The 12,957-nt window shown below is 57.4% G+C and carries 13 protein-coding genes; 6 read left to right on the top strand and 7 right to left on the bottom strand.

Annotated features, from left to right (window positions below):
- Window positions 1-31: 31 nt before the first annotated feature.
- Window positions 32-1,063 (bottom strand): LacI family DNA-binding transcriptional regulator, encoded by a 1,032-nt coding sequence (locus JOH52_RS25500; protein ID WP_122102894.1) that lies wholly within the window; start codon window positions 1,061-1,063, stop codon window positions 32-34.
- A gap of 206 nt (window positions 1,064-1,269) precedes the next feature.
- Between JOH52_RS25500 and JOH52_RS25505 the strand changes: the two genes are divergently transcribed.
- The 6 genes from JOH52_RS25505 (at window position 1,270) to JOH52_RS25530 (ending at window position 6,417) form a co-directional block, all read left to right on the top strand.
- The gene (locus tag JOH52_RS25505; protein ID WP_127657778.1) at window positions 1,270-2,361 is read left to right on the top strand and encodes a fatty acid desaturase family protein; all 1,092 of its coding nucleotides are present in this window, start codon (window positions 1,270-1,272) and stop codon (window positions 2,359-2,361) included.
- Window positions 2,362-2,405: 44 nt separating this feature from the next.
- Window positions 2,406-2,723 (top strand): MocE family 2Fe-2S type ferredoxin, encoded by a 318-nt coding sequence (locus JOH52_RS25510; protein WP_010975439.1) that lies wholly within the window; start codon window positions 2,406-2,408, stop codon window positions 2,721-2,723.
- Window positions 2,724-2,834: 111 nt separating this feature from the next.
- A complete protein-coding gene (locus JOH52_RS25515) occupies window positions 2,835-4,061 on the top strand; it encodes an NAD(P)/FAD-dependent oxidoreductase (RefSeq protein WP_017271984.1) in 1,227 nt (408 codons plus the stop codon).
- A gap of 80 nt (window positions 4,062-4,141) precedes the next feature.
- Entirely contained in the window at window positions 4,142-4,942 is an 801-nt protein-coding gene (locus tag JOH52_RS25520) for a 3-methyl-2-oxobutanoate hydroxymethyltransferase (protein ID WP_017275685.1), read from the top strand.
- Window positions 4,943-5,219: 277 nt separating this feature from the next.
- On the top strand, window positions 5,220-5,996 hold the full coding sequence (locus JOH52_RS25525) for an ABC transporter permease (protein WP_040121051.1): 777 nt from the start codon (window positions 5,220-5,222) through the stop codon (window positions 5,994-5,996).
- Window positions 5,997-6,135: 139 nt separating this feature from the next.
- A complete protein-coding gene (locus JOH52_RS25530) occupies window positions 6,136-6,417 on the top strand; it encodes a hypothetical protein (RefSeq protein ID WP_040121050.1) in 282 nt (93 codons plus the stop codon).
- Window positions 6,418-6,610: 193 nt separating this feature from the next.
- Here the strand turns inward: JOH52_RS25530 and JOH52_RS25535 are convergent, their stop codons facing one another.
- From JOH52_RS25535 to JOH52_RS25560, 6 genes are all read right to left on the bottom strand, one after another.
- Entirely contained in the window at window positions 6,611-7,810 is a 1,200-nt protein-coding gene (locus tag JOH52_RS25535) for a DUF6716 putative glycosyltransferase (RefSeq protein WP_127510669.1), read from the bottom strand.
- Window positions 7,803-9,092, bottom strand: coding sequence for an alpha-2,8-polysialyltransferase family protein (locus tag JOH52_RS25540; RefSeq protein WP_040121049.1), 1,290 nt, complete (start codon window positions 9,090-9,092; stop codon window positions 7,803-7,805). The genes JOH52_RS25535 and JOH52_RS25540 overlap by 8 nt, the downstream gene beginning before the upstream one ends.
- Window positions 9,085-10,164 (bottom strand): UDP-N-acetylglucosamine 2-epimerase, encoded by a 1,080-nt coding sequence (neuC, locus tag JOH52_RS25545; protein WP_153530090.1) that lies wholly within the window; start codon window positions 10,162-10,164, stop codon window positions 9,085-9,087. The genes JOH52_RS25540 and neuC overlap by 8 nt, the downstream gene beginning before the upstream one ends.
- Complete coding sequence (locus JOH52_RS25550; RefSeq protein ID WP_013851057.1) at window positions 10,161-10,994, bottom strand: IS5-like element ISRm4-1 family transposase; 834 nt, start codon at window positions 10,992-10,994, stop codon at window positions 10,161-10,163. The genes neuC and JOH52_RS25550 overlap by 4 nt, the downstream gene beginning before the upstream one ends.
- A 138-nt stretch (window positions 10,995-11,132) precedes the next feature.
- Entirely contained in the window at window positions 11,133-12,182 is a 1,050-nt protein-coding gene (locus tag JOH52_RS25555; protein WP_127626888.1) for an N-acetylneuraminate synthase family protein, read from the bottom strand.
- Window positions 12,179-12,862 carry an acylneuraminate cytidylyltransferase family protein gene (locus tag JOH52_RS25560; RefSeq protein WP_040121047.1) on the bottom strand — a complete coding sequence of 228 codons (684 nt, stop codon included), beginning with the start codon at window positions 12,860-12,862 and terminating at the stop codon, window positions 12,179-12,181. Before JOH52_RS25560 ends, JOH52_RS25555 begins: the two co-directional genes overlap by 4 nt.
- Window positions 12,863-12,957 lie beyond the last annotated feature (95 nt).

The following is a 12,957-nucleotide window of genomic DNA, read 5'->3' on the forward strand; positions in this document are numbered from 1 at the left end:
GATTTCGCAAATGTCTTTCGCGAAGTGGGCGTCAGATATTTTCCGGCGTATAGATGTCGAAAGGTAGGAAGGTCTGGCCGGGCACGCTCGAAGCACCCCGGTCGATCGCGCCGATCATAAGGTCTATCGTTTCCCGGGCCAAAGCCGGAACGGGCGTCGAGATCGCCATCAGAACCGTTTCGTCGGTAAGGCCCGCGCGCGATTCCGGCGTCAGCTCGTTGACGACGGCGAGCAGCTTGCCCCCGAGCTTTTCCTCGCGGATCGCCGAGATGGCCCCCTCCATGCCGCCGCCGCAGACGTAAAAGCCTAAGAGATCCGGATGGCGCTGAAGGAGATCGAGCGTCGCCTCGTGGGTGATGTCGGGCGTGTCGAGATTCACCATCGTGTCGAGGACCTCGAAATCGGGTGCGTTTTCGCGAAAATAGGACCGAAACCCGATCTCGCGCAATTCGTGCCCATGGAAACGGTGGCTCCCGACGAAGGCCGCGACCTTTCCGGGCCGCTTGGCTGCCTTGACGATCATCCAGGCAGCCGTCCTGCCGACTTTCTGATTGTTCAAACCGATATAGCCTTCGCGTACGCCCGCCGCGAAATCGGACAGCAGGGCGAAGACGGGGACGCCGCGTTCCTTGAGCTCCTCGATTGCCGCAGTCACGGCCGGGTAGTCGGGCGACACCAGCGCGATCGCCTGATTGCGCGCCGCCATCATCTTCAGCTTTTCGACGATGGCGCTGGGCGTGGAGCTTGCGACGAAATCCACCTGCGCGTTGGCGCGGACATGCGTCACCGAAAGCGCCGCGTTTTCGATCTCCTTTGCCAAGGCCTTGTAGAACGACTGCTCGGGCTTTTGCAGGAGAAAGCCGAGCGAGTATTGCGGCAGGTCCTCGAAGACCCTTTGCCGCAGCAGGCCGACGGCATGATAGCCGATGGTTTTCGCCGCATCATAGACGCGGCGTGCCGTTTCCTCGCGCACCGGATGACGGCCGTTCAGCACCCGGTCGACCGTTGCGACGCTCACGCCGGAGGCGCGGGCGAGATCCGCGATCGTCGGCCTCTTCGTCATGTTCCCTCCCTGAAACTATTCCCTCATCCGTGAGCCTGTCGTTCTGATAGGAATTGAGAGAATATATCATGACTGCATTGAGAAGCATCCAAAGTCAACCTATCCTCACTTCATTGGATGGAGGCGCCGATCGGGAGAGGCGCCGGTTCAAAAGGCTGCAGCCACATTAGCGCATATGAGAGGCGCCCGCTGCAGGGGAGGCAGGGATGACGACAGTTGCGACGAAGCGCGATTACAGCCTGCTCGGCCGCGATGCCGAGGCGGCGGTTGCAAGCGGCCTTGCCGCAGCCGAATGGTATCACACCGACATTCCGCGCAAGCAGATGAAGGAGCTGATGAAGCGGGAGGACGGCCCCGCCATCCGTGACACCGCGATCTGGCTCGGCAGCATGGTTCTTCTCGGCGGCCTCGGCATCTATTTCTGGGGAAGCTGGTGGGCGGCGCCTTTTTTCCTAGCCTATGGCGTCCTTTACGGATCCGCTTCCGATAGCCGCTGGCATGAATGCGGCCATGGCACCGCTTTCAAGACGATGTGGATGAACGACGCCGTCTACCAGATCGCCTGCTTCATGATCATGCGCAATCCGGTCACCTGGCGCTGGAGCCATACCCGCCATCATACCGATACCGTCATCGTCGGGCGCGACCCGGAAATCGCCGTCATGCGGCCGCCGGACCTCCTCCGTTTAGTCCTCAACTTCTTCGGCATCATCGACGTCTGGCATGCCATGATCGATATGGTCAGAAACGCCTTCGGCGTGACCAGCGCCGCGGAGAAGACCTTCATTCCGGAAATGGAGCAGCCGAAGGCGATCCGCGTCGCCCGGATCTGGCTTGCCATCTATCTGGCGACGATCGGCCTTTCGCTCTATCTCGGCTCGATCCTGCCCTTGATGCTCATCGGTCTGCCGCGGCTTTACGGCGCTTGGCATCACGTGCTGACGGGGCTTCTGCAGCATGGCGGCCTTGCCGACAACGTGACCGACCACCGGCTGAACAGCCGCACGGTCTACATGAATCCGGTCAGCCGCTTCGTCTACTGGAACATGAACTACCATGTGGAGCACCACATGTTCCCGATGGTGCCCTATCACGCGCTGCCGAGGCTGCACGCCATGATCAAGCACGACCTGCCGGCGGCCAATCCTTCGATCCTGCACGGCTACCGTGAAATGATCCCGGCATTCCTGCGGCAGCTGAGGAACGATGATTATTTTCTGAAGCGCGAACTGCCGCCGACGGCAAAGCCCTATCGCGAAGAGTTCCACAACGACCGGCTCGTTCCTGCCGCGGAGTGAGGCGGCGCGGGCGATCGCAGCAAACCATCGAATGGAGGAAAGAAATGAGCTCGAACTGGGTGGAGGTCTGTGCGGCCGAAGAGATCGACGAGGAAGATGTCGTCCGTTTCGATCACGAGGGGCGCACCTTTGCCGTTTATCGCAGCCCGGACGACGAATATTTCGCGACCGACGGTCTCTGCACGCACGAGCAGATCCACCTCGCCGACGGCCTGGTGATGGGCGACATCATCGAATGTCCGAAGCATAACGGCCGCTTCAACTATAAGACCGGCCAGGCCAGGGGCGCCCCCGTCTGCGTCAACCTCAGGACCTATCCGGTCAAGGTGGAGGCGGGGAGCGTGTTCATCGGGCTTTCTTAAGGGTTGAGATTTTGGACGCTCCCGGCGGGTGAGAGGGCATGAATCCGGAACGCGTCGGACGAAATGCTTTCGCAGGGAGAGGGGCCTTCAAGGCAGAAAAGGGAGGAGAGCATGACGCATATCGTTATTATCGGCGCCGGCGAATGCGGTGCGCGGGCAGCCTTTGCCCTCCGGGAAAAGGGCTTCGGCGGCGAAATCATGCTAATCGGCGCCGAACCGCACCTTCCCTATGAGCGGCCGCCGCTTTCCAAGGACGGCCTCGCGGAGGCCTCCCTGCCGAAATTCATCGCGGGCGCCGCGCGCTACGAAGAAGCGCGGATTGCGGTGCTGACCGGCGTCACGGCGGAGAGCATCGACCGCGTGCACAAAGCCGTCACGCTCTCGGACGGACGATCCCTCGATTATGACCGTCTGCTTCTTGCCACCGGCGCCCGGCCCCGCGCTTTTCCGCGCGTGCCGGAAAATGCCGGGCGCATCCGGACGCTGAGGACGCATGCCGATGCGCTTGCGATCCGCGGCGCCCTTACACCCGGTGCAAGGCTCGCCGTCATCGGCGGCGGCTTCATCGGCCTGGAGCTTGCCGCGACTGCGCGCAAGCTCGGCGCCGAAGTCGTGCTTGTCGAAGGCCTGCCGCGCGTTCTCTCACGCGGCGTGCCGGAGGAGATTGCCGTTTTGGTCGCCGAGCGGCACAGGCGGGAAGGCGTGGAGATCATCTGTGGCGCGCAAATCGCGGCGATCGACGAAGCCGGAGACGGCGCACGCCTGCTGCTTGCCGACGGAGTCGACATCGAGGCCGACCTGATCGTCGTCGGCATCGGCGCGGTGCCCAACACCGAACTTGCGGAGGCGGCCGGACTTGCGATCGAAAACGGCATTGCCGTCGACGAGAGGCTCTGCACGTCGGACCCCGACATCTATGCCGCCGGCGACTGCTGCTCCTTCCCTCTGCCCCATTATGGCGGCCGGCGGGTGCGGCTCGAAGCCTGGCGCAATGCCCAGGACCAGGGCGCGCTTGCCGCCGCCAATCTGATGGGTGCGGGAGAAACCATGGTCAGCGTGCCGTGGTTCTGGTCGGATCAGTACGAGTTCACCCTGCAGATCGCGGGGCTTGCCGACGGTGCAGAAACGACCGTGCGGCGCGACATGGAGGAGGGAGCCTTCATCCTCTTTCATCTGGATGGCGAGGGACGGCTGATCGCCGCAAGCGGCATCGGCCCCGGCAATGCAGTCGCCCGCGATATCCGCCTTGCCGAAATGCTGATCGCCGCCGGGGCAAAGCCGGAGCCGCTGGCGCTTGCCTCGCCCGAAACCCGGCTCAAGAAGCTGCTGGCGGCCTGAGTGCCTTTTCTTTGAAACGACGCACGTTCCGAGGCGAAAGTGCTGCTCGCTCTCGCCGGAGCGCTCTACTGGAGAGACCGATGAGACACCGCCGCCCGACCGTTGCCGATCTCCTGTCGATGAAAGGAAAGCGCCAGCTTACCATGCTCCGGGTCATGACGCTGGAAGAGGCGGAGGCTGCGGAGAAGGCACGCATCGACCTCGTCTCCGTCCCGCCGGCGCTGCTCGGCCCGGAGTTTCGCGAGGCGGCCCCTTCCGTCTTCGCCTTTCCCGGCCTCGAATATGGAGACCATGTCACCGCGGAGGATTATATCCGTGCCGCCTTTCAGGCGCTGAAGGCAGGCGGCGACGCTGTCTACTGCGCCGCAAGCCTTTCTACCGTGCGGCGCATGCGCGAGGAAGGCATTCCCGTCTGCGGCCATGTTGGGCTGATCCCTTCCAAGGCCACCTGGACCGGCGGTTTTCGCGCCGTCGGAAAGACGGCCGCAAGCGCGCTCGAGATCTGGCGCCAGACGAAGGCGCTGGAAGAGGCGGGCGCCTTTGCCGCCGAGATCGAGGTGGTGCCCGGCGAAGTCGCCGCCGCGATCAGCGCGCGCAGCTCGATGCTGATGCTGTCGATGGGGGCGGGGACGGGCTGCGACGCTCAATATCTCTTTGCCGAGGACGTGCTCGGCGCCAATCGCGGCCATTATCCGCGCCACGCTAAGACCTATCGCAACTTCGCCGCCGAATATGACCGGCTGCAGCAGGAGCGCATCGCCGCCTTCTCCGAATTCGTTTTCGACGTCCGTTCCGGCGCCTATCCGGAAAAAGGCCATCTTGTCGGTATTGAGGAGAAGGAGCTTAGCACTTTCCTGAGCGAAGTCGAAGGCGGGCGCTGAGCGAGACGAGCTCACCTCCCAGTGGGGCCGCCGCCTGGCCGCCTCGACCGAAAAGGATCGAGGCGGTCTTTTTTGTGCCGCTCGGCTGCGCCAGGGATTTGCCAGAAAGTGTGGTTTGTGGAATATGGCGGCGAGATGCGGGCGCCGCCCTCACCTCAACCTCTGCCCGCAGGCGCATGCCGCCAGTCCCTTTTCCCCGCCTGCGGGGAGCAGGTGCCGGCAGGCGGATGAGGGGGCAGCGAGCGCTCCATCAACGGCAATTCACTTAGGATCGGACGTGAATCTCATCCAGCAGCATCTGCGAGTGACGGCGGCGCTCATCGTGCGGGAAATGTCGACGCGCTTCGGTTCGAAGCCGGGGGGCTATCTCTGGGCGATCTTCGACCCGGTGGCCCATGTCGCGCTGATGACGCTCATCTTCCAGGCGATCGCCCGGATGCCGGCGCTGGGCCTGAGCTTTCCGCTGTTCTTCGCAAGCGGCTATCTGCCCTTCGCCTTCTATCAGCGCATGTCCGGCTTCATGGCCGGCACGGTGAAGGCCAACAAGGCACTCTTCTCATACCCAATCGTCACCCCTTTCGATGCGATCGTCTCGCGCTTCATCCTTCAGCTGATGACCGATACGCTGGTGACGATCCTCATCCTGATGATGATCCTCGAACTCGGCGGTGTCACCCAGCCGATGAACATCGCCGGCATGATCGAAGCCGCGGGTGCTGCCGCCCTGCTGGGTCTCGGCATCGGCACGATCAACATCGTGATGTTTGCCCGCTTCCCGCTTTACGAACAGATCTTCAGCATCATCAACCGGCCGCTCTTTATGATCTCCGGGGTCTTCTTCCTGCCGGAATCGCTGCCGAGCCCCTTCCGCGATTTTCTGCTGCACAACCCGCTCGTGCACGTCATCATGTGGTTTAGGGCGAGCATCTACCCGGAGTACCGGGCCGACTTGCTGGACAAGGGCTATATGATCGAATTCGCGCTTGTCTGCTTTGTGGCAGGGCTGGTTCTGTTGACGGCCTCGACACGGGAGATACGAGAGGATAGGCTTTGAGTGACGCGCGGCAGTAATTAGATGGTCCTGGACGCGAACAAGCGGCTTTTCGCTTCGAAAAGAGGACAGCCCCACACATGTGGACGCGCCAGATCGGATTCAGCATGTCGGCATGTCGAGTACCTCAAAGTGGGAGCCTATGTGTCAGTCGATCACCGGGCCTCCTGTCGATGAAGCCATCGGCACGCTGATTGCTGAGCAGATGACGCCGGCGGTCGTCGAACTCGCTCTCGAAGTCAGCAGGGGGATCCAAGCCGGGCATGAAGAAGCAGACCGGCTGCGCTATCGCCGATCGAACGCACACAAACGCAAGCCGATCTCGCTCAGTGGCGCTTCATGCTTGTCAATCCTAGCACCGCCTCAGTCGATGGTTGTCGAAAAGCCGGGCAATGCGCCCATCGGTGTCTCCGGCTCCGCATAATTACCCTCGCCGCATAGTTGCGCATCTGCGTGGCTCCGCAGGCGAGATACACTCGAACACCGATTCCTGGGTCCAATCATGCTGCTTCAACCTTTGTCTTTGGCGAGAGCTCATCGAGGAAATCGCTACCGAGAGACACGCCGACGTCAAAAGTTTCGAGGGACCTGTTCTAGTCTTAGTCTAAAGCTGATTGCTAACGGTCGATGAAACGGAAAGCTCGATCGAGCGCCCTCGCTGATGCGACACACCAGCGTCTCAGAGCAAACTCGTACGGCTTTGTCGTGCGACGCGGCTTGGGCCTGCGAGAAATGACCTGCGGTAGCGCATTCATGTCTAGGGGCGCCAAAAAATCTGCGGCGCGGGCGACCGGTTTCAAAGGGAGCGGTCCTGCGAGATCTCCCAAATGCCGTTCGAAGCCCACTCGCTGAAAGAAGCGAGAGGCATCAAATGGCGATTTGGACTCCTCGCCAATAGCGATGCTGAACGATGGGATCTGCAAGATGCTTGCCTCAAGCAGAGCCGTGGAAGAAACGCTAACTGCGAACTCTATGTCGTCGGCAATGGTCATCCAGTTACCATTGAACACTTCGACCGTTCGGCCTTCCCTCTCTAGCAATATATGGGCGAGCCTCATGTTGTCGAGTGCTTGGTGATTTGAAGTTTCACCGGAGCTGTTGCGCGCGACTATCAAAAGCTTCCTGTCCGGATGCAAGTCGGCCAGAATTGCAAGTTGTCTCGCCAGCTCATATCGGCCGTGGCTCGATGCCGGAACTTCGTTCTGTTCAAAGAAGGCGATATATTTTCTGATGCGGATGTGGCTGCGTGGCGGCACTTCTTTTAGTCGAGGGGAGCCTAGCAACACGCAGTTTGCGGTCGACAGTGGCAATAGGGAAAGCCAGTTCCTGGCGAGTCGGTATAAATGTGGATCTGTGAACAAAAGCTGGTCAACAAAGGACCTCCAAAATAGGCCAGTAAACCTCATGTAATATTGAAGTCCAGGAAATCCCGTTGCGATCGTCATCAACGCAATTGAGCTCGGAAACTCATGGAGAGTATTGCAAATATGAAAGACCTTTCTCCCCGGTAGACCAAGGAAGAGGAAGTCTGCACCGCTCTCAGCTATCCACCTGGGTAGCTCCGCTTCTGCGACTATGCTTATGCTGCACTCCGGAAAAGAGACCCCCCATTTTTCACGCTGAGCTTTTGACAGGCCGGGTTCTCGAAGATCCTCCACGACTTCAATGACGTTGATTTCGCATGAGATCCGAGTCAAATGCTTATAAAGTACGTCGCAATACCCAACATAGGAATCTGCCGAATATATGAGTAGCGCTTTTGATGGCATCAGGGGATGGCGTTGAAAATCGTCCCGGCGCTTCTTTGAATCAGACAAACTGGACCCCGTTGAAGTCCTCGAGGATCGATCCGTGCTCTGCAACAATCTTAGCGGTGCGTGCGTCTTTCGCAATTAGCGGCAAGAGCTGTCGATAGATCGAGTATGCCTCGACATCCGGCCGGAGATCACTTGCGTATACGAGTGCTGTACTTGCGATACCGATCACTTTTCGACAGGCGGTGAGCGCAGGAATAAACTCTGCTGGTATGTCTGTATGAGGTAGCAGCTTTATCTCAAACTCGGGATAACGCTCGCGGATCACCTCGAGCTTTTCGAGGCTGAAATCAGATTTTGGGTGAGCTTTAATATACAATGTATCCGTTTGAGGGAAATTGTCCTGAATGCACTTCGCTATGACACCTATAATCACCTCTTTGTCTATGTGGTAGGCTTGATCTACATATAAAAGGGACTGAGCGGTCATTCCGCAGTCGGCCAATTTGCTTGCGTAATGATGCTGGGTTGTTCGGAAGGTGCGTTTTATATAGCTAAAGTAATTCCTTTCACTCGCACCGAAACTGTTGGCCAGTCGGTCCGGAAAAGTACCAAACACACCGTTGAAGCCGGATATCGGCTCGTGGAACCGTCTGAAGCGATAGCTACGGCTGAATATACCTTTGAAACAGGACGCCGTAAGTTCATTGTCGAAGGGTACGACAATGCACCTAACGGCAAAAGAAAGTTCTTTTTGAATAAAACGCACCAGCGTTTTGAGACCTGTCTTTGGATTTGAAGCTAATTCATATGGTATTTTCAAAAGTATCTTTCCAAGAAAAGAATCGGCAATAATGTCCTTGTTGATTATATCAATCAAAGACCGAGGCGGTGCGTATGCATGAGCCTTCTTGTAAGAAGACAATCCTTCTTCGATGAAGAAAACCTGCATCTCCGCCCTTTTGGCAAGATCGTAGACAAGGCCGTAGTGGGTATTGTAATTAAATAGAAAAAGACGCCGCGGCGTGTTCTTCGTGAGAACAGACCGATATGCTCTCAGTATTCGGCCCTGCTTTCGAAGTGAGAAATAGGCGGCTCCCACTGGCAGCTTCAGGAGGCCATGGGGGACATGTTTTTCCGTCAGAAGGTTAGAGATGCTACTCCGCTCTTTAAGGTTAGCGTCTGTATAAAGGGTCAGAACGAACGGCCGCAACAGCAGAGTTTCTCCGAACTCCTCGATAAATGCTAACGCATTCTGCGCTTGCCGACCATTAGAGATAATGATCAGGTCTGTCCCTGCCGGCAGAGCCGATGTAGCTCCGCCAACTACATCACCGCTAGTCATTGAATTGCTTCTGAAGCGGTGCTGACCAAAACGTGTGATCATTCAAAACTTGGACAAAACGAGAGGCGGCGTTGCCGTTACCGAAGCTTTGGTCGCTTGAGAACTTTCTGCCCCACGTCGTGTTTAGGAACTCTCGAATAGTGTCGACGTCGAATGCCGATGCGTCCGTGATTGTCGCAGCGCTGGATCGATTGTTTTGCCGTGTCCCTATATTAAGACTGGGCACTCCCAAGAACGGTGCTTCTCGCACCCCGGCACTACTGTTTCCGATGATGGCTTTCGCATTTTTCATAAGTTCGGAAAAGTAAGAGAAACGCATGCTCGGCAAATGCCTGAAACGATGCGGATCGAGCTCCGAGATCTCAGCGAAAATGTCATCGCTGCCAGGATCATTGTTCGGCGAGATGATCACGAAGTTTTTGCCGCTCTCAGCCAGTGTCGTAAAAAGGCTTCGCGCCTGCGCCCCTATCGTGTCCGTTTCCGACGTTACCGGATGGAAGGTGACGATCCCATATTCCGAAAATGGTATTGCATAGCGGTCCCGAACCTTGCTGAGGGTCACACCAGAATCGCCGCGATGGAGATCCAACTCGGGTGATCCAATATTGTAAACGAACTGTGGATCCTCGCCGAGAGCCAAGACGCGAGCTCTGGCAATTTCCGAGCTGACAAAGTGATAGGTGCAGAGCTTTGAATTACAGTGGCGATAGATCTCGTCGATCGTCCCGGATACTTCACCGCCTTCGATATGGGCGCAGCGGATATAGTTGGTCGCGCAGACGAGCGAAACCGCCAGCGCTTCGATCCGATCGCCATGAACGACGACCAGATCGGGCTTGTGTTCATACACCCAATCGGAAACTCCGAGGATCGTTTTCGAAAGGATGAGGTCTTGGGGATCGCCGAGGCGCTGGTTGATGAACTCGTGTACTTCAATGCCTTCGAGGCGGTGGACCTCGTGTTTCGTCGCACCGTATTTCTCCAGCATGTGCATACCGGTCACGAAAAAATTAATCGCGTAGCCGGCTTTATTTGCCGCCACAGCTAAGAGTCGGACTCGAAAAGGTTTCAACGATATCCATATCTTGCAAGGCGTCTGGTGAGCATGCGGATGTGAGCGATGGTGATCCACGCTTCTGCTGAAGCGACGGATTTTTCGAAGTCCTTGGCCAGTCTGCGGCATCGACCCAGCCAGGCGAAGGTCCGCTCGACGACCCAGCGGCGCGGCAGGATTTCAAAACCCTTGGCCTTGTCGGAACGTTTGATGATTTCGAGTGTCCATTTCCCGATTTTCTGCAGCCGCTTTTTGAGCTTGTCGCCCGCATAGCCGCCATCAGCGAAGACATGAAGCAACCACGGCCACCGGTTTTTGATGGATTTCAGGAGATCGGGAGCGCCGTCGCGATCCTGAATATCGGCGCTGTGCACCATGAGGCCGACCATCAGCCCGAGCGTGTCGACAATGATGTGGCGCTTGCGGCCCTTAATCTTCTTGCCTGCATCAAAGCCACGGATACCGCCGCTTTCCGTCGTTTTAACGCTTTGGCTGTCGATCGCGCCCGCTGTCGGCGAGGCTTCTTTCCCCTCCAATTCCCGCGCCTCCATGACGAGGTGATGGTTGATCCGTGGCCAAAGACCCATTGCCCGCCATTCATAGAAATATCGCTGCACCGTCGAACAGGGCGGAAAGTCCTTCGGCAGCATCCGCCACTGGCAGCCTGTCGAAGCGATATAGAGAAGGGCGTTTAAAACATCGCGCAAATCAGTCTTGCGCGGACGACCCAGACGCCGTGGCGCAGGCATGAACGGTGCAACAAAATCCCATTCGCGATCCGTGACATCGCTTGCATATCCGCTCGTCCGCCGGACATAATTGCGCCGGGTGGTTTCAGTCCAGGCCATCGTGATCTCCATCGAATCTTTGCAAATCCGACGGAATCACAACTGGCTGAAATCACTCAATTCTTTTTGAGGCAGCCTCTAAGGGCTCAATCTTACCGAAGTCTGCACGCGTTCCGGTAAGAAACAATAGTTTTTTAGTCATAGTAGAGCCTCAGGATGTGTCTCGAAGTCACTCCAGCGGAGCTGTTCATTTCGCTTGCGGGCTACAGTGATAGTTTTTCCAATCAGTTCATCAAGCTGATAGCCGGGAATGTCGCCATTGCCTGGCCGTCGTGCCCAGATGTCGTACTCGGAGATTACGTCTCCTGGCTGAAGGTCTCGGTCAGCCACAACTGAGCTCCGCGCGAACCGGTAGACTGCCTCCTCCGGCTCCGTCCGCCGCTTCTCATTATTCAGAGCTATGAAGATTTCTCGGGATCTGTCGATCAGGAAGCGCAGCTCCGCGGGATCCATTGAGCAGGAAATGTCAGGTCCCTTGCGATACCGTGTGTCGCTGAAGTGACGCTCAAGGATGCAAGCCCCAAGGGCCACAGATGCGAGAGCCATGTCCGGCCCGATGCTGTGGTCCGAAAATCCGACGACAGCATTAGGGAACGCCGTTTTTAAATCCGTCACGCCGCGCAGAGAAACAATTTCCGGCGGAGAAGGATAAAGGTTTGTGCACTCAAGCAGAGCATATTCGACACCTGAGCGCTCCAATACTTCGACGGACGCGCGAATGGTTTCGATTGACTGCATCCCCGTGCTCATGATGATGGGCTTGCCAAAGGAGGCGATGTGCCGGATCAGGGGAATATTGTCGCACTCGCCGCTCCCGATTTTGAAGGCTGGTACGTCTATCGAGTTGAGGAAATCGGCCGCCGCCCTCGAGAAGGGAGTAGATATGTAAATGAGGCCGAGGCCCTCTGCGTAATCTTTCAGTGTCTTTTCGTCCTCGAGTGATAAGGCGCAGGATTTCATCACGTCCCAGATGGAAACGTCGGCATTGGGCGGGAATATCTTCTTTGCCTCATCCGTCATCTCGTCTTCGACAATATGGGTTTGGTGCTTGACGATTTCGCAGCCGGATTGGGCAGCCGCCAGGACCATGGCCTTTGCCACCTCAAGGCTACCACCATGGTTAATCCCGATTTCAGCGATAACGAGAGGCGGGTGAGAAGGGCCGACCTGGCGATTACGAATCTTCATTGAGTGATCCCTTGTGAGATTGCTGCTTCGCACTTTCTAAAATCTTCTATCGTGTCAACGTCGAGTGATTCGTCTTCCGACATTTGCACAACCTTTATTGCGGCGGCAGAGAAGTCACCGTTAGCCCTGAATGTGTTTGCATCAAAAACATACAAAGCCCCATTGGGACGAAACACGGGTGGCAAGGATTGACGGTTGGCAAAACAGTACCGGGGATCGGAGAGCGTCTGGAATCGATCCCCATTTATTTGGCCCCATTTCAAAACGCTTGAATTCGCTGCACACACACTCATGACAAGCGAACAATCTCCACCGGCGAACAATTCCAAAGCGGCTCGGATGTGATCTGGCTTCCGCAACGGTGAAGTAGGCTGGAGCAACACGACTGTGCCGCCATTGGGAAGCGTGGATCCTAAGAAATCAATCAGAACATCCGCCATCGTGGTAGTGTCGGCGGCAAGACCGGGTGGGCGCCGCACGACCTGCACGCCGCCGGGAAGAGAATGGGAGAAAATCTCATCTATATCCGTGGAAACAAAGATCTTCGGAATTCCGGCCATAATCGCTGCGTCCACGCTGTGCCGGTAAAGCGGTTTGCCGCAAAGTTCTCTGACATTCTTGCCGGGGAGCCCTTTGGAACCGGCCCGCGCAGGAACCAACGCAATCACGTCTGAGTGCATTCTGATCTTCTCGATTGTGAGCGAGTGAGTGATATTGGCAGCTATCTAGACAAAAAGATGGTGTTTGCCAATGAATTCTGTGGCGACGTGCTCAA

This window comes from Sinorhizobium meliloti, assembly GCF_017876815.1.
GTDB classification, from domain to species: Bacteria; Pseudomonadota; Alphaproteobacteria; order Rhizobiales; family Rhizobiaceae; genus Sinorhizobium; species Sinorhizobium meliloti.